Source organism: Sporosarcina sp. NPDC096371, assembly GCF_044762865.1.
GTDB lineage: Bacteria > Bacillota > Bacilli > Bacillales_A > Planococcaceae > Sporosarcina.
Genome location: NZ_JBIWFE010000001.1, coordinates 732,794 through 752,801, shown reverse-complemented (window position 1 = coordinate 752,801; position 20,008 = coordinate 732,794). Strand labels below are relative to the sequence as shown.

Here is a 20,008-nt window from a genome sequence, read left to right as displayed (position 1 = left end):
TTTGCGTCAAATTAAAAGAAGACTGACCTATTATGATGGCAGTCTTCTTAAAAACGTCACATTTTAGTACGTTTTTACTCTTTTGGCTCAAATTTTGATTGCGCTTATTGCTTAATTAATATTTCACTCGTAATAAGCGGTACATTATCAAAAGAAACCGTCCAAGTTCCTGTACTTAGCTTACTTTTTCCACGCGGAATGCGCACCACATTCTGTAATTCCGCCTTTTCCCCTTTTTTCAACAACAGACGAATGGGTTGTTTCAATTCCCCTTCCACTCCAGGAAGAATTTCATACGTACCTTCCTTGGCGACCGTCGCTAATTTATGAGAGGAGAATACTTTATTAGCTAAAAATTTATGCGTGTTCCAATCGTTACCGTCATTTAGCGTGACGACGATGACTTTTTTACCATCTTTCTCAAAGTATGTCGCAAGTGTCCGACCAGCCGCTTTTGTAAATCCTGTCTTCCCTGCAATAACAGTTGGCTCAGAATGGATCATACGATGTTTGTTACGCCAGCTGTAAATCTGCTCGTCTCCCTCGTAACGATAATTTTTTGTCGATGCAATTTTACGGAACTTGTCATTTTCCATCGCATACTTCAGCATAAGTGCTGTTTCGTATGCAGTCGATAGATGGCGATCATCATGCAGACCAGACGGGTTTGTGAAGACGGTGTCTTTCAAGCCGTATAACATCGCTTTTTCGTTCATAAGATCTACAAATCCATCCAGTGAACCGCCCGCATGTTCGGCAAGCGCATGCGCCGCATCGTTTCCTGATCGTAGCATTAGACCATACAATAAGGACTCGGCATCAATGGTCATCCCTTGTTGTAAATAAATCGATGACCCTTCTGCAGATGCAGCTTGGGGCGTAATCTTGATCTTATCAGACATGTCACTACTTTCAAGAAAGGTCAAGGCTGTCCACATCTTCGTCAAGCTGGCAATCGGCAATCTAACATTTTCATTGGAGCCTTCCAATAATCTCCCCGTCTCAGCATCAATTACAGCCCATGAGCTTCCACCCGCTGCCGCCTCTTTTGGAGCAGCTCCCAGAAAAAGTGAAAAAAACAGGACAACAATCATCGTCCGTTTCAACATTCGTTTCCTCCTTAGGAGAGGGATAAAAAATCGATCCCTCTTTAGTCATTGTCCATTGCAAATGCTTCTTGGAATTTTGTCATAAACAAGTCCGTATCTCCTACAGAACTATCTTCCTCCTGCTGAAGGGGTGGCAATTCAAGGAGAGATTCCAGTCCAAATCGATCCAGGAACAAGTCCGTCGTACCATAGAGAATGGCGCGTCCACTACCTTCTGAACGTCCCTTTTCCATGATTAACCCTTTCGCAATCAGTGTATTGATTGGCCCTTCCGATTTAACGCCACGTAGATCATCGATTTCAACACGCGTCACCGGCTGTCTGTACGCAATAATCGCCAATACCTCAAGAGATGCTTGCGTCATCGTCTTCGGCGTTGGATTTTCCAGCAACCGTTTAATATCTTCCGCAAATTCTGCTTTCGTCACAAGACGATAGGCACCACCAAAAAGCTTTATCGTTATGCCGCTTTCATCACGCTGCTCATAACTTAACCGAAGCCAATCAATCGCAGCGTTCACCTCAGCTTCTTGCCGTTCGGTTAGGACGGTTAATTGTTTCACCGTCAAGCCCTCATCCCCCATTAGGAATAAAAAACTTTCAATCATTCCCGACAATCGCTCTTTCATTTCCATCTCACTCATCCTCCCGTCGGAACGACACCCTTAGCTCGTCAAAATTACCGACCTGCTCAACGATGATATCCCGCCGTTTCATCAATTCCAACAATGACAAAAACGTCACAACAAGCCCCGGCGTATCTCCTTCATCAAATAACGAATAGAAATCACAAGTCCCGCCGCCTCTTTCAAGTATTGCCATAATATCATCCATTTTTTCACCGATAGACAGTTCCATTTTTGTAATATTTGCCGTTATCGGTGCTTTTAACCTTTTTCTGTCGAGCATCTTTTGAAATGCACCAATTAAATCGAAAACATTGAAGCTTTCATCGGATTCGGTCGCAACAACCTCGCCAAATCCCGATAAATCTTCAGGAGATTTTGTAAAATGATCCGATCGTTCATCAGCGGATTCCCTCAGACTGATAGCCGCTTCCTTATATTTCCTGTACTCAATTAAGCGGGCGACAAGCTCGTCACGCGGATCATCCTCCATATCGAAATCGATTTCATCATCGAAATCTTCTCCCTCATGGACAGGAAGTAGCATTTTACTCTTAATCTCTATCAACGTTGCAGCAAGTACAAGGTATTCACTCAGTTCATCCAACTGAAGGACACGCATCGCGTGAAGATGTTCTATGTATTGCGCTGTCAATTCCGCCATCGGAATATCATAGATATCAATTTCAAGTCTGTTGATTAAATGCAATAATAGATCTAAGGGGCCCTCAAAGGCTTCTAGTTTAACTTTATATGACATCCTGTGTGACACCTACCTACTATTTTTTCAAACGAAGCTACCATGAAGTATACCTTTACATCCGCATAGGTTGTCCATGAAGCACTTACACATTTAGAAAGGATTGATTTCATGCATCCGTATCATCATCCGTTATTCGTACAGTTTATTGTTTATTTTAACGACAATCAAGATTATTTTGAATGTCATGAAGTGTTGGAGGAGTATTGGAAGTCGCTGCCAGACGGCGACAAGGAGCATCCGCTAACCGCATACATCCTGCTTTCGACAGGCATGTACCATTGGCGTAGAGGAAATCTAACCGGTGCGATTCGTACCTTGCGAAAAGCCGAGAAAAAGTTCCCTACTTTTGCCACTCATTTTGCAGAAGAACTCGATATTCAACAATTGGTCTCTAACGTCAGTCATGCCGTGAATTTAGTGGAAAAAGAATCACCTTTTGAATCCTTTTCCCTACTGGTTACTTCGGTAAACCTACAAGCGCATATTACACTTGCTACACAATCTATGCAACTACTCGCCGCGGGTAGCGATGCAGTGATCCATAAACATCTATTGCGGGATCGGACGGGTGTACTTCAAGAACGCGAAGAAAAGAAGAAGGGCAGACGTCATTAATCTGCTCCTTCTCCTTTTAGCTGACACTTCTTTATGAATAATTCAGTTTCATCGGTACTTTTACATGTCTTATTTGGAAAAAGTGCCTGCAATTTTGTGACCATTTCCTTGCCGACTCCTTCTCCTCGAAAAGATGGATTGACCGAGAGATGATATAACGTATAGTCATCGTTACCCAGTTCCACACCAACCAGGCCGATAAAGTCATCCTCTTTTTTTAATAAATAGAGTTGCCAATTTTCGTCTGTTTCGTATCGGTGAATCGTTTCCTGTAACTTTTTCGCATTTTTATCGCCAGGCATATAGGAAAGTAGCCCCATCGCAATTTTTTCATACGTTTTCTTATACCGTAAAAGCATCAATTGAATCCCTTCTTTTCTAAAAATCCTTTGTAAACGAAAGTGTTGCCATTTAGCGCGGATCGATAATTGGCATGACAAAGTACCAGTATACCGCTCCCCACACGATTGCCGCAACTACGATAAATAAGAAAAGGAGAATGTTGCGCTTCTTCAAATCTTCTCCTCCAGACCTATCGTTTGTAGCGGGATATCGAGTCGGACAACGTCTTCATAGGTCTCTCTACGGACAACAAGTTGATGTTCTCCATTTTCACAAAAAACAATAGCTGGTTTAGGGAGTCGGTTATAATTGCTTGCCATCGAATACCCATAGGCACCTGTACAAAAAACAGCAAGCACATCCCCTTCAGACGGATCTGCAAGGTATGCTTCTTCAATTAGTTTATCGCCTGATTCACAACATTTTCCAGCGATCGTGACTTTTTTGTCATGTGGATCATTCATTCGACTAGCCGAAACAGCTGTATACTTTGCACCATACAAAGCTGGTCGGATATTATCGGACATTCCACCGTCAACCGCTATGTATGTACGGACACCTGGTACTTCTTTAGTACTTCCTGTCGTGTAAAGCGACGTACCAGCATCCCCAACAAGTGATCTGCCTGGTTCTATCCAAATTTCTGGTACCGGATAGTTATGACTACGGGTCATCGACAGCACGACTGTCGCCATTTCTTCAATATAGGCAGAAGGCACAAGTGGTGTATCTTCTTCTGTATAACGAATGCCAAATCCCCCACCCAAATTCAGCACCGTGCAAATGAATTCATAATTTTCGCGCCAAGAAATCATCTTGTCCATCAACACTTCTGCAGCAAAACGAAAAGCATCCGTCTCAAATATTTGTGAGCCGATATGACAATGCATCCCCAATAAGTTAATGTAGGGATGATCATGCAATTTCAAAAATGCTTCATCCGTCTGACCATTTTTCAAATCGAAGCCGAACTTCGAATCTTCTTGGCCCGTCGTAATATAATCATGTGTATGCGCTTCAACACCAGGGGTCACACGGATCAGCACATTCATGCTTTCCTTACGTGATTCCGCAATTTCCTTTACCAATGCAATCTCAGAAAAATTATCGATAACGATACACCCTATTTTTTCGTCAAAAGCATATTGTAATTCGGTATAGCTCTTATTGTTACCGTGGAAATGAATGCGCTCCCTTGGAAAATCTGCAGCAATTGCAGTAAATAATTCTCCCCCAGAAACAACATCAAGTGAAAGTCCTTCTTGTTTAGCGACTTCATAAATTGCAATAGACGAGAACGCTTTACTTGCATAGGCAACTTGCGCACGGATGCCAACATTTTTAAATGTTTCTTTAAAAGCCTGTGCTCGTTCACGGAATAAGGCGATATCATAGACGACAAGTGGTGTTCCATAAGTATGAGCAAGATCTATTGCATCGACGCCACCGATTGTCAAATGGCCTTGCTGATTGACCGATTGTGTTCCGTAGAAATGCATGCTTCCATCCCCTCCCAAATCATATACCTAAAACTTTATCACAACAGAGTGGGAAGTGGCAATCACCTATCAGATACGATCCCTTTTCGGAGAATCGGTAATATACGGTCGTGGTACATCCGCAGTCATTGGAAATCTGATGAGCACGCGAAGCATTGCACGCGGGAAAAACGGAACAGCTGGCCATAGATAGGGAACCCCCATCGGTTTCAGCGAACATAAATAGTAAAAAAGAACTGCGATGGATATGAAAAATCCGGGAGCGCCAAGCAATCCTGTTGAAATGAGTATACAAATTCTAAATACTTTTGTTGTAAGACTTAATTCATAAGATGGGATGGCAAAGGTGAAAATAGCACTTACGGCTACATACAACACGACTTCCGGCGTAAACAAACCAACATCAATCGCCACTTGCCCGATGACAATGGCAGCAACCAATCCCATTGCGGTCGACATCGGGGTCGGCGTATGGATAGCTGCCATTCGGAGTACTTCAATCCCACCGTCCGCAATAAGTAGCTGTAAGAGTAATGGAATTTCCCCTATATCTTTCGGCCCTATATAACTAAGAAAATCCGGTAAATACTGTTGTTTCGTCGCAATTAAATACCAAAATGGTAACAGCACAAGACTCATCGCTGCCCCTATAAAGCGAACCAAACGAACCGCCGTCCCTAAAAGGGGTGCTTGGCGATATTCTTCAGCATGTTGAAGATGATGAAACAACGTAGTCGGCACAAGAATGACAGAAGGAGATGTATCGACAATGATGGCGATATGACCTTCCAACAAATGCGCTGCACAAATATCGGGTCTCTCCGTGAAACGCACAAATGGCATTGGATGAAAACCCTGTTTAAATAAAAATTCTTCCAGTGATTTATCAGTCATAGTCAGTCCATCATGCTCGATTTCATCGAGTCTTTTTCGTATATAATCAAGATGTTCTTCACTTGCCGCTCCTTGCATGTACGTGATGGCGATATCTGTTTTACCACTTACCGACACCTTATGCATTTCAAAGCGTAAATCTTCTGTCCGCAGACGCCTCCGGATAAGTGCCGTGTTTTGGATGAGGTTTTCTGTAAATCCATCCCTTGACCCTCTTACAACTTTCTCATTGTCCGGCTCTTGAGGCTGTCGGCCAGGATACGATCTGATATCGATTGTAAACACATAGCCATCAGGCGTCACAAACGCTGCTTGACCACTAAGTATCGCCGTCAGCAGTTCATCGGCATCTTTGACGTTCGATACTGCATGATATGGGAAAAAGGACAGAAAGCGTTCCGCCCCGTCCTCCTCCATTTCTGGTCTTTCCGTATTCCCTTGCATTTCCGTCAACAACGTTGTAATCGTGTCGCCGTCTATCAGGCCATTAATATACAGTAATAGAGTGGGCATATCCCATAGATGCAACGATCTAGCCGTCGCATCAAATGTCTGATCCTTGCCAAAACGGGCATAGAACCACTCTTCCCCTTCATGCATCGATCGGAATAACTTCTTCATGGGTTCCATCCGTCCTCACTTTTCATTAAGTATGTCATGATGTATTTGTGTCCAAATTACGAATGTTTATACTGCATGTTTCAAACTACTAAAGAGGGATTAAATGAAATCCCTCTTTAGTAGTTTTTATTTATCTTGGAGGCCTCTACCCATTAATGCTATACCTTCCTCCGCGTTAACACCCATCCATAACTTGAGTTGGGCTAAAATTTTCTTTTCTAGCCGCGATACTTGTACCTGTGATATCCCGATGCGTTCCGCAATATCACTTTGGGTACAATCCAAATAATAGCGCATGTAAATAATCGTCTGATCGCGCTTATTTAATTTCGAAATGACATCGCGAAGGGGAATATGATCAAATACCCTTTCAGATCGGTCATCCCTAAGTTGGTCCATTAACGTCAAACTATCCCCTTCACTTTCATATAATTGCTCATGAAGTGATGCAGGGTCACGTAAGGCATCCGATGCCAGAATAATATCGTCAACGGATACTTCTAGAACTGCCGCGACTTCTGAAATAGATGGGGACTTGCCATGTTTTTTAATGTAGTCGTCGGTTGCATGACGAATCTTAAAACTTAGTTCTCGAATGGAGCGACTTACCTTTACCATACCGTCATCTCTTAGGAAACGTTGGATTTCACCGACAATCATAGGCACGGCATAGGTCGAAAATTTCACTTCGTAGGACAGGTCAAATTTATCAATTGATTTCATCAAACCTATACAACCAATTTGGAACAAATCCTCCGGGTCTGCACCACGCGAGGCAAATCGTTGAACGATGGACCAGACAAGCCTTGTATTGCCCTCCACCATCATCCTTCTTGCTTCCTTATCGCCTTCCTGTGAAACTTTAATGAGTTCCCTCATTTTCTCCTGAGACAACAAAGCGGGTTGAACTTCAACGGATGCGTCCATAGGTCACCTCATTCTGCTTACTTCCGTGACCGGAGAAAACGTTTTTTCGAACTTGACAACGGTTCCACTTCCTATGACAGACTCCACAGATAGGCTGTCGGAGAAACTTTCCATAATCGTGAATCCCATTCCAGAACGTTCCATGAATGGTCGAGTTGTAAACATCGGTTCCATCGCTTGTTCCACGTCAAAAATCCCCATACCTTCGTCACTAACTGTCATGGTTACTTTATTGTCTTGAATGGTTGCGTGAAGCGTAACTAGACTTTTCCCATCAAGTTCATAGCCGTGGATAATTGCATTCGTTACTGCTTCTGACACAATGGTCTTAAATTCTGATATTTCCTCAATGGTCGGATCAAGGGGCGTGATGAAACAAGTCATCGCCATCCTTGCCAGTGCTTCATTCTCTTCAATTGCGACGAATGATAACGTCATTTCATTGTTCATGTAAAACCCCTCCGATTTCCCCGATCGCTCTCTCGACCGTACAATGCCTTATATTTGACCCTAGACCAGAAAAGTTAAAGATTTTTTCCATTGTTGGGCTAGGATTTAAAATAAGCGTGTCCCCATTTGAAGGGACTAAATCGCGCATTCTTCCCAGAATGAGACCGATTCCCGCACTATCCATAAAGCCAAGACCCTCCAAATTCCAAATAATTGCCCGCACTTGTCCCGTGAAAATAGATGTGGAAATGTGCGTCCTGACTTGATTCGCCTGATGGTTATCCAATTCCCCACGTAATGTCGCAATTAAGATGCCATTGTCTAAAATTTCGATATCAGCCATGCTAAACCCCTCCTTGCTGCGGAATATTCCACATTGGAGCGAGCAAACCCTCTTAGCTGACAAAACTAGTCATAGATAGCGAAAGGTTCTTTCTTTTCGACAATACCCTTAACTACGAAAAGTATGTACAAGTTAGATGTGATTTACACATGCATCGAGGAATTTTTTAGGAACAAATTCTTTTCTTTACGCAAAAAAGGCTATCCCATTGATTGTAATAATGCCAATCAATGGGATAGCCCCTACTTATTCTACTTAGCCTGTTATCATCGCGCCAATGAGACGCGGGCTTTCCACCACTTGTTGCCCAATCACCATATGTTGTTGAATCAAAGACGCGGACCGTTCCACATTCTCTGTATTGGCATGGATAATGGCAAGAGGTTCACCTTTTTGCACCGCATCCCCAATCTTTTTGCGCAACACAATCCCGACGGCCAGATCGATTTCATCTTCCTTCGTTGCCCTTCCAGCGCCAAGAAGCATTGCAGCAATTCCAATATCGTCCGCCTCAACCTTCGTGACATAGCCCGATTCGAGAGCCGGTACCTCAATTTGGTATTTCGCAGTGGGTAATGAAGAGGTGTCGTGAATAATGCTCGCATCCCCGCCTTGCGCTGCAATCAATTTGCCAAACAATTCAAGTGCCGAACCGTCAGCGATAACCGCTTTCAGCATATCACGAGCTTCATCGACGGAATCTGCTTTGCCTCCCGCAACAATCATTTTACTACCAAGCACGAGACAAAGTTCCGTCAAATCTTCTGGGCCATTGCCTTTTAGCGTCTCAATGGCCTCAATGACTTCAAGGGAATTACCAATCGCATAGCCAAGTGGTTGGCTCATATCGGAGAGGACTGCCATTGTCTGTCTGCCGACCTGTTTTCCAATCGCTACCATCGATTCAGCAAGTGCTTTTGCGTCCGCTTCCGTTTTCATAAACGCGCCTTCGCCCGTTTTAACATCAAGAACAATCGCATTTGCGCCCGCCGCGATTTTCTTACTCATAATTGAACTAGCAATCAGTGGAATACTGTCAACCGTTGCCGTCACATCACGCAACGAATACAGTTTTTTATCCGCAGGAGTTAAATTCCCGCTTTGACCAATAACCGCCAATTTCAAGTCATTCACTTGTTTGACGAATTGTCCTTCCGTCAACTCGATGTGGAAGCCGTCAATCGCTTCTAACTTGTCTAAGGTCCCACCGGTATGTCCAAGCCCCCTGCCACTCATCTTCGCAACAGGGACACCACAGGCTGCGACAAGGGGTACTAGAATAAGTGTCGTTGTATCCCCCACTCCTCCTGTCGAATGCTTATCCACTTTAATCCCTTCAATAGCCGATAAATCGATCTGATCACCAGATTCAACCATTGCCATAGTCAAATGGCCTTGTTCCTCCGCCGTCATTCCTTTGAAGTAAATCGCCATCAAGAAAGCGCTCGCTTGATAGTCCGGGATGGTTTCATTCGTATAACCATTTACGAAAAATGTGATTTCTTCCTTTGAAAGTACTCCGCCATTGCGCTTTTTCTCAATTACATCGACCATTCTGAACAATGTCATCACACCTTTTCAGTTAATAAACCCAAGAAGCTAGTACCGAACTCAGGCAATTTCACGCCAAAGTTATCCGCAATGGTTGCCCCGATATCCGAGAACGTTTCCCTTTGCGGCAATTCACCACCCTGTTTGAATGCTGGCGAATATACCAGAAGCGGCACATATTCACGCGTATGATCTGTCCCAGGGTATGTAGGATCGTTACCGTGATCCGCTGTAATGATTAGTAGATCATCTTCCCGTAGCGATGCCATGATTTCTGGTAATCTTGCATCGAATTCTTGCAACGCATGACCATAGCCAATCGGATCTCTGCGGTGACCAAACAACGCATCAAAATCGACAAGATTTGTAAAGCTAAGTCCTTTAAAATCTTTCTCCATGACCGCAAGCAATTTATCGACACCGTCCATATTACTTACTGTACGGACCGACTCCGTGATGCCTTCACCATTAAAAATATCCGCAATCTTACCAACTGCAATTACCTCATTCGCAGCGTCTACTAGCTCATTCATAACCGTCCGACCAAATGGTTTCAATGCGTAATCATGACGATTTGTCGTACGTGTAAAATTGCCCGGCTCCCCAATAAACGGTCGCGCAATGATACGGCCCACTAAATAGCTTGGATCTAATGTTAGTTCGCGGGCAATTTCACAAATCCGATATTGTTCCTCAATCGGAATAATGCCCTCATGTGCTGCAATTTGCAGAACAGGATCCGCAGACGTATAGACGATTAATGCACCTGTTTCCATATGCTCTGGGCCGTATTCATCTATAACCGCTGTACCGCTCGCGGGTTGATTGCAAATGACTTTGCGACCTGTTCGTAGCTCTAATTCGGCAATTAGTTCTTGTGGAAAGCCGTTCGGATAGACCTTGAAAGGTTTGTCAATGTTCAGGCCCATGATTTCCCAGTGCCCTGTCATCGTGTCCTTGCCCACTGATGCTTCTTCCATTTTTCCGAAAAAGGCTTGTGGCTCATCCACTTTTGTAACCCCTTTCACTTCACCAATATTTGCAAGGCCTAATTTGCCCATATTTGGCATATGTAAACCTTCCATCGCTTCTCCAATATGCCCAAGTGTATTTGCTCCGACGTCACCAAATAGATGTGCATCCGGCGACTCTCCAATGCCTACAGAATCGAGGACGATCACGTGAACTCGTTTAAATTGTTGTTTTCCCATAGTTGTACCCTCCATATAAATATATTCTTCAACTCACTTCCGACGGATGTCGTCCATTTTGAATGACATCAAGCCTTTGGTGATGGATTATTTTATTAAGCCCTTGGATGGAATTTCACATAGACTTCTTTCAACCTCGAGCGACTAACATGTGTATAGATTTGCGTTGTGGAAATATCAGCGTGACCCAGCATTTCCTGTACCGCACGGAGGTCCGCTCCGTTTTCAATTAGATGAGTTGCAAAAGAATGACGCAGGATATGCGGCGTCAGTTCTTTTTGGATCCCTGCTTGTAACGCATGCCCTTTCAACAGCTTCCAACAACCTTGCCTTGTCAACCGGGCGCCACGCATATTGACAAATAATGCTTCCGCGTTTTTCTGTTTAACGATAAAACCAGGGCGCGCCACATCTATATACGTTTGACAAGCCTCAATGGCTTTGCCGCCTAGCGGAATGATCCGTTCCTTTCCTCCTTTACCGAAAACACGAACAAACCCCATGGATAGATGAATGTCGTCCATATTTAGCCCTATCAGTTCACTCACCCGCATCCCCGTTCCGTATAGAATTTCCAACAAAGCATGATCCCTTACACCTTGCGGCTTTGAACTATCTGGGATAGCAATCAGTCTGTCCACTTCTTCTAGTGACAAAACGCGAGGTAATTTTTGCTCTAGTTTCGGCAATTCTACATGTACCGTAGGATCTTGTGTCGTCACTTTTTCACGCAAAAGAAATTGGTGAAAGGAGCGTATTGATGAGATATGCCTCGACACAGTCCGTGACGATTTCCCACTCTCTTTTAGGCGTCGTAGATGATCCAGAATGGCAGGACGGTCGATATCTTCTATCGTTGCATAACCAGCAAGTTCCATACAATCCATATATTCATCGAGGTCACGTCTATAAGAAGTAATTGTATTTACTGCTAGTTGACGTTCCACTTTGAGAAAGTGCATATAATCTTCCAGTGCAAATCGACTTTCTTTCATACATTACGGGAAATAGACAAACCATTACTCTCTATAATTTGATTACACAAACCCTTCCCCCCTATCCATTACAACTCAGCGAATTGCACCGAACGCTGGAGCAAGTTAAATCCAACGACAAAAGGGACAGCGGCATGCCATCCCCTTTCTCAAACTTCACTATCGTCCGTAACCGATGTACATCTTTTACAAACACCATGAAACGTTAACCAATGATCTTTAATGGCAAATTGAAAACGGCTTTCAACAATCTTTTCGACATCGCCGAGAAGATCCTCCTGAATTTCATCCACTGTTCCACATTCGATACAAATAAGATGATGATGGAAATGGGCAGCACCTTCCTGCCGCAAATCATATCTAGATACCCCATCACCAAAATTGATTTTATCGACTACTTTAAGATCTGTTAGCAATTCTAGCGTGCGATATACAGTAGCTAGCCCGATTTCAGGTGCTTTCTCTTTAACTAGTAAAAATACATCTTCAGCACTTAGGTGGTCTTCCTCATGCTCAAGGAGGACCAAAACCGTCGCTTCACGCTGGGGTGTTAACTTATAACTCGCCCCATGCAATTGTTTCTTTATCCGATCGATACGGCTTTCCATACGACGCCCCCCTCAAACTGCCTCCATTATACCAAATGGGCTTTCCTTATGACAACAGAAAGGGAACAGACAGATAATTAACGGACAAATGTTACTACTAGAGAATGAATCGAAAGACGATAATTTCGATGGCAAGTACCGCCACTGACAGGGCAATAACAGTCGGTAACGCACGTGTATTGCGTTTTTTCCCTAGTGTTGTATTCATAAAGTAAGGGGGGCAAAGAATAGCACAGTACATGAGAAATAAAAAGCAAATAATAAACTGGAATGGAAACCACCAAACCGAATACGCCATCATTTTCGCACCTGATCCAAGAAGGTACGAAGAGGATAGACCGAAAAGGACACATTTCACAGCACCGAAAAACAGTACAAGGAACCGTGTTTTTCTAAACGTGGCGAGTGTAAACGCAACGATGAAAAACAATGCCGCTGTCCCTACTGGTCTAATAAAGCCTGCCTCATGTCCTTGGACGACGCGAGCATCGTAGAACGTAATCACTCGTTCTATCGCGGTCGCTGACATCTCCCGAAACAAAAGTGCCCCTCCGATATAACCGACTGCAAGAATAATGAATAAGTGGATGAACGATAAGGAACGGACCATAGGCTGCACCTCCGCATAGTTTGTCCCGCTTGAACGGACAGAAAATCCCTACCTGGGGAAGGATTAAGGTCTATCCTTCCTACATAAGGTTCAACTGCCCCTAAAAGCCCGATTAATCCAACATATGCCTGTCCGTTCAAATTTAGCTCACTTTTCTAGAAGATTTTTTGCATAAAGTACGGCAAATGCCGTTTTGGCGTCAAATATTTCCCCTGAACTAACCATTTCCTCTGCTTGCTCTATTGTTACTTCAAGTAATCCGATAAATTCATCCTCATCACCTGCAGCTGGATTGTCGATGGTGTAAAGTCCCTGCGCCAAATAGAGATGGATAATTTCATCCGCAAAGCCCGGTGAGGTCGCAAACGATTGAATATAGCTAAATTCCTTCGCGCCATACCCCGTTTCTTCTTCCAATTCCCGGACTGCCGTTAGTTCCGGCGCCTCCCCCGGATCGATTTTCCCCGCGGGTATTTCAATCAGTGAGCGCTCCAACGCTTTTCGATATTGCTCAACAAGGACCAGTTTTCCGTCCGCAGTTATGGGAATGATCGCAACTGCCCCAGGATGTTTGATCAATTCACGTTTTGCCAGATTACCATCAGGTAGTTCCACCTCTTCTACTCGCAGTGTAATGATTTTACCTTCGTAGAGCGTTTCACCTGTTATTGTCTTTTCTTCGTATTTATTCATCTGATCCAATCCCTTCTCCTAGAATTTCCAATGTCGTCATTGTAACATAGACAAATATAGGGAGGTGCAGTTGTGCAAAAAAGAGAATTAGGGAAAAGTGGACTATACGTGTCCGAAATCGGCCTTGGGTGCATGTCGATACCAAATGATGTGGGCGAATCCAAAAACATCATCGACGCCGCCATCCATGCCGGCATCAATTATTTCGATACAGCTGATTTGTACGATGGTGGTCGCAACGAAGAACTTGTTGGTCACGCACTTAAGGGAAGACGACAAGATATAATCCTAGCCACCAAAGCAGGAAATAAAATGAACCAAGACGGCACTAGCTGGACGTGGGACGCTTCCAAAGCACATATTACGGAGGCCATTAAAAAGAGTTTATTGCGCCTTGGTACAGATTATATTGACTTGTACCAGCTACACGGCGGTGTAATGGAAGACGACGTTGATGAAACGATTGATGCATTTGATAGCTTAAAAAAAGAGGGACTGATCCGCCAATACGGCATTTCTTCAATTCGTCCAACCGTCATTAAACGATTTTTGGACAACAGTTCCGCCGTTTCCGTCATGATGCAATATAGTTTACTTGATCGTCGCCCAGAAGAATGGTTCCCAATGATACAGGGGGCTGGCGCATCTGTCGTTACAAGAGGGACCATTGCTAAAGGTTTTTTGACAGCGGAGGGTTTGACGCGGGCAGAGCAGGCAAATGGATTCGTCGACTACGATGCTACTGAACTAGCACTTACAGTCAAAGCGTTAGGTGAACAATCGGATGACTTGCATGCTGCGGCAATTGCTTACGCTCTACATGATCCAACAGTGGCATCTGCCCTCGTTGGCGCAAGTACGACTGAGCAACTGCTCGATTCCGTCATTGCGTACAACAAAAAAGTAACAGATGCGGAAATCGCTCAGTTGAAGCGTGCCGTCCAATTGCATACGTACAAGGAGCACCGTCTTTAATTTGTATACAAACACGCACAGACTACAATCTGTGCGTGTTTTATACCTATTACAGTTATTCTGGACTATTTTGACAAGAACAATCGTTTACTACCCTTCTACAAAAATGGCTTTCAATCAAATCCATCCCTTATCCTTTGCCATTGTTATCGCCTCAATTTTATTTTTGGCTTCCAATTTCTGAAGGATTTCAGACATATAATTTCGGACCGTACCAGCTGATAAAAATAATTGCGCTGATATCTCTTTCGATGTTTTCCCTTCCGCCGCTAGTTTCAAAATCCCCTGTTCACGTGCAGTCAGTTGGTTATCTTGGTGGTATGTATTAATAATCAGTTCAGGGGCAAATTCATGCTTCCCTTTTATCACATTACGAATCGATTCTGCAAGATCATCAATGGATCCGTCCTTTAATAAGTAGCCATGGACACCCGCCTTCACTGCCCGTTCGAAATAACCGGGACGCGCAAAGGTAGTCAACATGATGACTTTGCAAGCGGAACCACCCTGTTTTAATTCGACCGCTACTTCCAGTCCACTTTTCAACGGCATTTCTATATCCATCAGACAAATAGCCGGTTGTAGCTGATTGACAAGCTTCAGCGCCTGTTCTCCATTTTCCGCCTGCCCGACGACTTCCATATCTTCTTCAAAATCGAGCAATGCACCAAGAGCCCCCCGCAAAATTCGTTGATCTTCCGCAATGACAATGCGTATCATAAGCCGACCATCTCCTCTTTCACAATGACCGGAACAGTTACCGTAACAATAGTACCTGTCCCCGATTCAATTGTTAGTTTCCCTTCAACGAGTGCCAGACGTTCCCGCATTCCCGACAATCCATTACCCTCATAAGTATTTTCAGCAACACCTATCCCGTCATCTTGTACGGAAATGCTGAAGTTCCCTCTTGTATTCCTAAAAGTGACAAAACAATTTTGCGCTTGACTATGTTTGACGATATTTGTTGCTACTTCGCGAAGACACATTCCAACAATATTCTGCTGCAAAGGCGGTAGGTCTAGTAATTCAGTTTCATCTGCCATATGAAATTGAATGTTTGCTGCTTGTAAAATTTGCTCCGCATCCGCTAATTCCTCAACGATTGTTATGGCTCGCATGTCAGAGACAAGTTCCCTCACTTGCTGAAGTGCCGAGCGCGCTGTCATTTCAATTTCTTTCGCTTCCACTTTTACACAATCTGGATGCTTGTCGGCAATTCGTTGAACGAGCTGGCTTTGCAGGGTAATCAATGACAATGTATGCCCCAATGTATCATGTAAATCTCGGGCAATTCGAACTCTTTCCTCCCGTTTAATGAAATCCTTAATTTGGTCATTGGCCTGGTTTAACTGTTTCTCCAGCGACATTCTCTCATTCATCGATCGTATGCCAAATGGAGCTCCTATCATCACTACGGCAAAGGGGAGAAAGTAAATAAAATTGTCCATTACTCCCTGCACAAACAGCGTAATTACTGTAAAAATAATTGCGGCTGCAAAGGATAGTAATGCCCAATTAAAATGTTTTTGGGATCCAATCCATCCAATAAAGTTTGCCGAGAAAAAGCCCATAAATATGTTGTTCGGGTCGAATCCAATACTAAAGAGGACTACAATCATTATTTGTAAAGCAAGCCAAAAAGAAAACCACTTATCAGAAGTTGTACTGTACAGCTGCCTGTATGAAATGAAAAAAAGCAGTAATAACAAATAGCCAATGATCGCTTTTAGTCCAGATTCATTGATGACATAAAATAGAGGCATAACCAAATAACATAAAAAGATATAGGGTAAAACCCCATATCTCTTTGGAAAAAGTTGAAAATTTCTCATACCTACACCGCTTCCTGTTTCCTTCGTATATACGTTGATAATACCATGAATAAAATGAGATAACCTGCCAAAATTGCAATGTTTTTCAACTCTGGTGTACCACCTCTTATTATTTCCCATGCACCATTTCCATAATTATAGGCTGGAAGCCATTTACCGATTGCTTGAATCATTTTCGGCAGAACCTCCATCGGCATCCACATCCCGCCCGTTATCGCAAGGAGCATATAGAGGACATTACTAACTCCACTCGCCGTGTCCACCCGCTTCATAGTTCCCACCAATACACCAATACCAAGGAATGGCAACGAGCCTAGGAGGATCCAACAGCCACTTAACAGCCATTGATAAGCAGATAATGAAACCCCATTTAACAGCACACCTGCTATAAAAATCACGACAATTGAAAACACATGGACGATAGACTGCCCAATCATTTTCGCAATAGAATACTGCAAACTTGATAGCGGCGTTACTTTCATAAACGTCGTCCAGCCTTCCGCACGTTCCTGTACTAGTCGAATGCCCAATGTCATAATCGCACTTCCCATCACACTAAACGCAGTCACAGACATTAAGAAATGGGCATCCCAAAGTGCTTTATCATCCACTCCTGTATTGACAACCTTCGTAAAAATCACGTAAAAAACAATCGGCATAAATAGCGACCAAAAAATAAAGTACGGATTCCGGAACATGCGGTACATCTCCGCTTTGCATTGATTTAGAAAAATCGTCATTTACATTGCCTCCCGCTGCTCGACTGTTAGCTGTTCAAATGCTTCTTCTAGACGTCCTTTTTCAATCGCTATATCATGCACAAACAGTTGCTTAGCGAAAATTTTAGCAAGGATCGAATCTGTATCATTGGTGACAATGAACGTCCTACCGCCCTGAACATATACATCGGAAACCTGTGGCATTTGCAAAAACATGTCTGTTGAAAAAAGAGTGTCCGCAACGAACGACACCGACTGCTTCAACAAATTCGCTTTCAACTCTTCCGGCTTGCCATCAGCAACGACCTTCCCTTTGTTAAATAAAATAATGCGCTCTGCCACATCGTCTGCTTCCTGTAAATAATGGGTGGAGAAAATGATGGTCTTCCCTTTGTCAGCAAGCTCCTTCACTGTATCCCAGAACACTTTTCGCGCCGATATGTCCATCCCGACTGTTGGTTCATCGAAAAATAGTAGATCCGGATCACCCGCTAGTGCCAATGCAAAGCCAACTCGGCGCTTTTGCCCACCAGACAGCTTGTCGGTGCGTTTATTTAAATCCTCATCACTCAGTCCCGTTAAACTAATGAGCTTGTCAATCGACAATGGCTTCGGGTAATAGCTCCTGAACAAACGGAGAATTTCCTTGACCTTCAATCCATCGATTAGACTAACTTCCTGCAGCATAACCCCAATTCTTTCGCGGACCTTTTTTTCCTTTGCATCTGCGTTAAATAGCTTGGATTCCCCGTTTGTAGGATGTAAAAGTCCAAGCATCATTAACATCGTTGTACTCTTCCCCGCTCCGTTCGGGCCAAGAATCGCAACAATCTCACCCCGTTTAATCGAAAAAGAAACGTTATCGACAGCTTTTTTGTCCTTAAAAACCTTTGTCAGTTGTTTAATGTCTACTGCATAGTCCATGAAACCACCTCCGTATGTAGTCATTTCATTGTATGCTGTTCATAAAAACCATATCAGTAGACTATGTCATGGTCATAAGATGACAAATGTCATGGGTTTACGTTAAATAAATCCGCAAATGTTAAAAAGCACACCCAATGGATGTGCTTTTAACGCTACATTTATTTCAGATAAACATTCCCGCAATCGCAGCACTCAATAACGATGCTAAAACCCCTGCAACGACTGCACGCATGCCGAGTCTTGCAATGTCAGAGCGACGACTTGGAGCAATTGCGCCCAACCCGCCAATTAAAATCGCCAATGAACTTAAGTTTGCAAAACCGCACAGCGCGAAGCTGACGATGATGACCGTTTTAGGACTAAGTGCCACCATTTCTTGAACAAATGACTTGTATGCCACAAATTCATTCAACACAATCTTTTGGCCGATGAAACTTCCCGCTGAAAGCGCCTCTGACCACGGAACTCCGATAGCGAATGCAAGCGGTGCAAACAGAAAACCTAAAATCGCCTCAATCGTCAATGATTTGAAACCTAGCCATGAACCGAGCCCGCCTAACATCCCATTGAGCATCGCAATCAGCGCAATGAACGCTAGTAACATCGCACCGACATTGAGTGCAAGTTTCAATCCATCTCCTGCCCCCCGCGCCGCTGCGTCAATGACGTTTACAGACTCTTGGTCCTTTTCCATCTTAAATTCCGTAAATGCCGATTTTTCCGTTTCCGGTATGAATATTTTCGCCATCACTAGTCCAGCAGGTGCTGCCATAAAACTCGCCGCTATTAAATACTCAAGTGGCACGCCTAACAGTGCGTAACCTGCGAGTACAGAACCTGCAACAGATGCAAGTCCACCCGTCATAACAGCAAACAGCTCAGACTTCGTCATATTCGGCAAAAATGGACGGATAACGAGTGGCGCTTCTGTCTGCCCAACAAAAATATTCGCTGCCGCAGAAACGGATTCCGCTTTACTCGTCCCTAGCAACTTGGATAGCCCGCCACCAAGCAACTTAATAACCACTTGCATAATGCCAAGATAATACAACACGGAAATCAAGGCCGAAAAGAAAATGATGACAGTTAGCACTTGGAATGCAAAAACAAAACCAAATTTATTGACATCCGCTGCCGGACCAAAAAGAAATCCAATCCCTTCGCCTGCATAATCAATGACGTTTTGCACTTTATTAGAAAACCATATTAACCCTGCTTTTCCGGCTTCCCATTTCAAAACGATAAAGGCAAACATTACTTGGATTGCCAGTCCACCGATAATCGTGCGATAATTGATTGACTTTTTTCCAGTTGAAAAAAGAAATGCAATTCCCAGCACAACAATTATCCCGAAAATCCCCCACACTATATTCATCCTAAACACCTCATTAATGGAAGATTCCCATTTATATTTTTGCTACTACTACGTCAATTCGCACTATGTATAACTTGTTTTTACTCATCTGACGTCAGACAACTAGATGAGTCTATCAAATGAAATGGAATAAGTAAATGAGAAATGCTTGACAAAAAAATTCAGTCTTTTCATGCGCCTTATGAAGAATGATTAGTATTCCACATAAATGTGTTTTTACTCCATTTTCATTTAAAGTAGCTATATTTTCGCCAAAATATAAAAACTTGATATCAACTATTCAGACACACAAAAAAAGAGACGCTTCGTTGGGAGGTGAC

Annotated in this window: 22 protein-coding genes; 2 read left to right on the top strand and 20 right to left on the bottom strand. The window is 43.5% G+C overall.

Going from position 1 to position 20,008, the window contains the following annotated elements:
* Positions 1 to 104 precede the first annotated feature (104 nt).
* From ACIQ0H_RS03455 to ACIQ0H_RS03445, 3 genes are read right to left on the bottom strand one after another with little or no spacing between them, the layout of a single operon-like run.
* On the bottom strand, positions 105 to 1,109 hold the full coding sequence (locus tag ACIQ0H_RS03455) for a D-alanyl-D-alanine carboxypeptidase family protein (protein WP_403410948.1): 1,005 nt from the start codon (positions 1,107 to 1,109) through the stop codon (positions 105 to 107).
* A gap of 41 nt (positions 1,110 to 1,150) precedes the next feature.
* The gene (scpB, locus tag ACIQ0H_RS03450) at positions 1,151 to 1,744 is read right to left on the bottom strand and encodes an SMC-Scp complex subunit ScpB (protein ID WP_403410945.1); all 594 of its coding nucleotides are present in this window, start codon (positions 1,742 to 1,744) and stop codon (positions 1,151 to 1,153) included.
* Between the two features lies 1 nt (position 1,745).
* Complete coding sequence (locus ACIQ0H_RS03445; RefSeq protein WP_403410942.1) at positions 1,746 to 2,495, bottom strand: segregation/condensation protein A; 750 nt, start codon at positions 2,493 to 2,495, stop codon at positions 1,746 to 1,748.
* Positions 2,496 to 2,606: 111 nt separating this feature from the next.
* Between ACIQ0H_RS03445 and ACIQ0H_RS03440 the strand changes: the two genes are divergently transcribed.
* Positions 2,607 to 3,113 carry a DUF309 domain-containing protein gene (locus ACIQ0H_RS03440; protein ID WP_403410939.1) on the top strand — a complete coding sequence of 169 codons (507 nt, stop codon included), beginning with the start codon at positions 2,607 to 2,609 and terminating at the stop codon, positions 3,111 to 3,113.
* Here the strand turns inward: ACIQ0H_RS03440 and ACIQ0H_RS03435 are convergent.
* The 12 genes from ACIQ0H_RS03435 to ACIQ0H_RS03380 form a co-directional block, all read right to left on the bottom strand.
* Entirely contained in the window at positions 3,110 to 3,472 is a 363-nt protein-coding gene (locus ACIQ0H_RS03435; RefSeq protein ID WP_403410936.1) for a GNAT family N-acetyltransferase, read from the bottom strand. The two genes, ACIQ0H_RS03440 and ACIQ0H_RS03435, sit on opposite strands and share 4 nt — an antisense overlap.
* A 153-nt stretch (positions 3,473 to 3,625) precedes the next feature.
* The gene (gene lysA / locus ACIQ0H_RS03430) at positions 3,626 to 4,954 is read right to left on the bottom strand and encodes a diaminopimelate decarboxylase (RefSeq protein WP_403410933.1); all 1,329 of its coding nucleotides are present in this window, start codon (positions 4,952 to 4,954) and stop codon (positions 3,626 to 3,628) included.
* 69 nt (positions 4,955 to 5,023) lie between these two features.
* A complete protein-coding gene (locus ACIQ0H_RS03425; protein WP_403410930.1) occupies positions 5,024 to 6,469 on the bottom strand; it encodes a spore germination protein in 1,446 nt (481 codons plus the stop codon).
* Positions 6,470 to 6,595: 126 nt separating this feature from the next.
* Positions 6,596 to 7,396 carry a SigF/SigG family RNA polymerase sporulation sigma factor gene (locus ACIQ0H_RS03420; protein WP_403410927.1) on the bottom strand — a complete coding sequence of 267 codons (801 nt, stop codon included), beginning with the start codon at positions 7,394 to 7,396 and terminating at the stop codon, positions 6,596 to 6,598.
* Positions 7,397 to 7,399: 3 nt separating this feature from the next.
* Entirely contained in the window at positions 7,400 to 7,846 is a 447-nt protein-coding gene (spoIIAB, locus tag ACIQ0H_RS03415) for an anti-sigma F factor (protein ID WP_403410924.1), read from the bottom strand.
* Positions 7,836 to 8,189, bottom strand: coding sequence for an anti-sigma factor antagonist (locus ACIQ0H_RS03410; protein WP_403410921.1), 354 nt, complete (start codon positions 8,187 to 8,189; stop codon positions 7,836 to 7,838). The genes spoIIAB and ACIQ0H_RS03410 overlap by 11 nt, the downstream gene beginning before the upstream one ends.
* Positions 8,190 to 8,444: 255 nt before the next feature.
* Positions 8,445 to 9,743 (bottom strand): pyrimidine-nucleoside phosphorylase, encoded by a 1,299-nt coding sequence (locus tag ACIQ0H_RS03405; protein ID WP_403412345.1) that lies wholly within the window; start codon positions 9,741 to 9,743, stop codon positions 8,445 to 8,447.
* 14 nt (positions 9,744 to 9,757) lie between these two features.
* Positions 9,758 to 10,951, bottom strand: coding sequence for a phosphopentomutase (gene deoB, locus ACIQ0H_RS03400; RefSeq protein WP_403410918.1), 1,194 nt, complete (start codon positions 10,949 to 10,951; stop codon positions 9,758 to 9,760).
* 95 nt (positions 10,952 to 11,046) lie between these two features.
* On the bottom strand, positions 11,047 to 11,946 hold the full coding sequence (gene xerD / locus ACIQ0H_RS03395; protein ID WP_403410916.1) for a site-specific tyrosine recombinase XerD: 900 nt from the start codon (positions 11,944 to 11,946) through the stop codon (positions 11,047 to 11,049).
* Between the two features lie 149 nt (positions 11,947 to 12,095).
* Positions 12,096 to 12,554: a ferric iron uptake transcriptional regulator gene (gene fur / locus ACIQ0H_RS03390; protein ID WP_403410913.1), complete on the bottom strand. Its 459-nt coding sequence runs from the start codon at positions 12,552 to 12,554 to the stop codon at positions 12,096 to 12,098.
* Between the two features lie 97 nt (positions 12,555 to 12,651).
* Positions 12,652 to 13,164, bottom strand: a complete 513-nt coding sequence (locus tag ACIQ0H_RS03385; RefSeq protein WP_403410910.1) for a hypothetical protein — start codon at positions 13,162 to 13,164, stop codon at positions 12,652 to 12,654.
* A gap of 147 nt (positions 13,165 to 13,311) precedes the next feature.
* Entirely contained in the window at positions 13,312 to 13,857 is a 546-nt protein-coding gene (locus tag ACIQ0H_RS03380; RefSeq protein ID WP_403410908.1) for an NUDIX domain-containing protein, read from the bottom strand.
* A 72-nt stretch (positions 13,858 to 13,929) separates the two neighbouring features.
* Here ACIQ0H_RS03380 and ACIQ0H_RS03375 point away from each other — a divergent pair, with 72 nt between their 5' ends.
* Positions 13,930 to 14,832 (top strand): aldo/keto reductase, encoded by a 903-nt coding sequence (locus ACIQ0H_RS03375; protein WP_403410905.1) that lies wholly within the window; start codon positions 13,930 to 13,932, stop codon positions 14,830 to 14,832.
* 117 nt (positions 14,833 to 14,949) lie between these two features.
* On the opposite strand, the gene ACIQ0H_RS03370 is transcribed toward ACIQ0H_RS03375, so the two are convergent.
* The 5 genes from ACIQ0H_RS03370 to ACIQ0H_RS03350 form a co-directional block, all read right to left on the bottom strand.
* A complete protein-coding gene (locus ACIQ0H_RS03370; RefSeq protein WP_403410902.1) occupies positions 14,950 to 15,552 on the bottom strand; it encodes a response regulator transcription factor in 603 nt (200 codons plus the stop codon).
* Positions 15,549 to 16,667 (bottom strand): ATP-binding protein, encoded by a 1,119-nt coding sequence (locus ACIQ0H_RS03365; protein WP_483882527.1) that lies wholly within the window; start codon positions 16,665 to 16,667, stop codon positions 15,549 to 15,551. The genes ACIQ0H_RS03370 and ACIQ0H_RS03365 overlap by 4 nt, the downstream gene beginning before the upstream one ends.
* Before the next feature lie 2 nt (positions 16,668 to 16,669).
* On the bottom strand, positions 16,670 to 17,407 hold the full coding sequence (locus ACIQ0H_RS03360; RefSeq protein WP_403410896.1) for an ABC transporter permease: 738 nt from the start codon (positions 17,405 to 17,407) through the stop codon (positions 16,670 to 16,672).
* Entirely contained in the window at positions 17,408 to 18,310 is a 903-nt protein-coding gene (locus tag ACIQ0H_RS03355) for an ABC transporter ATP-binding protein (protein WP_403410893.1), read from the bottom strand.
* 166 nt (positions 18,311 to 18,476) lie between these two features.
* The gene (locus tag ACIQ0H_RS03350) at positions 18,477 to 19,688 is read right to left on the bottom strand and encodes a NupC/NupG family nucleoside CNT transporter (protein WP_403410890.1); all 1,212 of its coding nucleotides are present in this window, start codon (positions 19,686 to 19,688) and stop codon (positions 18,477 to 18,479) included.
* Positions 19,689 to 20,008: the final 320 nt, after the last annotated feature.

Coding starts and splice junctions, on each gene's coding strand:
- ACIQ0H_RS03350 (WP_403410890.1), bottom strand. CDS start 19,688: ATGAATATAGTGTGGGGGATTTTCGGGATAATTGTTGTGCTGGGAATT.
- ACIQ0H_RS03360 (WP_403410896.1), bottom strand. CDS start 17,407: ATGACGATTTTTCTAAATCAATGCAAAGCGGAGATGTACCGCATGTTC.
- ACIQ0H_RS03355 (WP_403410893.1), bottom strand. CDS start 18,310: ATGGACTATGCAGTAGACATTAAACAACTGACAAAGGTTTTTAAGGAC.
- ACIQ0H_RS03425 (WP_403410930.1), bottom strand. CDS start 6,469: ATGAAGAAGTTATTCCGATCGATGCATGAAGGGGAAGAGTGGTTCTAT.
- ACIQ0H_RS03405 (WP_403412345.1), bottom strand. CDS start 9,743: ATGGTCGATGTAATTGAGAAAAAGCGCAATGGCGGAGTACTTTCAAAG.
- deoB (WP_403410918.1), bottom strand. CDS start 10,951: ATGGGAAAACAACAATTTAAACGAGTTCACGTGATCGTCCTCGATTCT.
- ACIQ0H_RS03420 (WP_403410927.1), bottom strand. CDS start 7,396: ATGGACGCATCCGTTGAAGTTCAACCCGCTTTGTTGTCTCAGGAGAAA.
- lysA (WP_403410933.1), bottom strand. CDS start 4,954: ATGCATTTCTACGGAACACAATCGGTCAATCAGCAAGGCCATTTGACA.
- ACIQ0H_RS03380 (WP_403410908.1), bottom strand. CDS start 13,857: ATGAATAAATACGAAGAAAAGACAATAACAGGTGAAACGCTCTACGAA.
- fur (WP_403410913.1), bottom strand. CDS start 12,554: ATGGAAAGCCGTATCGATCGGATAAAGAAACAATTGCATGGGGCGAGT.
- xerD (WP_403410916.1), bottom strand. CDS start 11,946: ATGAAAGAAAGTCGATTTGCACTGGAAGATTATATGCACTTTCTCAAA.
- ACIQ0H_RS03410 (WP_403410921.1), bottom strand. CDS start 8,189: ATGGCTGATATCGAAATTTTAGACAATGGCATCTTAATTGCGACATTA.
- ACIQ0H_RS03435 (WP_403410936.1), bottom strand. CDS start 3,472: ATGCTTTTACGGTATAAGAAAACGTATGAAAAAATTGCGATGGGGCTA.
- ACIQ0H_RS03370 (WP_403410902.1), bottom strand. CDS start 15,552: ATGATACGCATTGTCATTGCGGAAGATCAACGAATTTTGCGGGGGGCT.
- ACIQ0H_RS03445 (WP_403410942.1), bottom strand. CDS start 2,495: ATGTCATATAAAGTTAAACTAGAAGCCTTTGAGGGCCCCTTAGATCTA.
- ACIQ0H_RS03455 (WP_403410948.1), bottom strand. CDS start 1,109: ATGTTGAAACGGACGATGATTGTTGTCCTGTTTTTTTCACTTTTTCTG.
- ACIQ0H_RS03385 (WP_403410910.1), bottom strand. CDS start 13,164: ATGGTCCGTTCCTTATCGTTCATCCACTTATTCATTATTCTTGCAGTC.
- spoIIAB (WP_403410924.1), bottom strand. CDS start 7,846: ATGAACAATGAAATGACGTTATCATTCGTCGCAATTGAAGAGAATGAA.
- scpB (WP_403410945.1), bottom strand. CDS start 1,744: ATGGAAATGAAAGAGCGATTGTCGGGAATGATTGAAAGTTTTTTATTC.
- ACIQ0H_RS03440 (WP_403410939.1), top strand. CDS start 2,607: ATGCATCCGTATCATCATCCGTTATTCGTACAGTTTATTGTTTATTTT.
- ACIQ0H_RS03365 (WP_483882527.1), bottom strand. CDS start 16,667: ATGAGAAATTTTCAACTTTTTCCAAAGAGATATGGGGTTTTACCCTAT.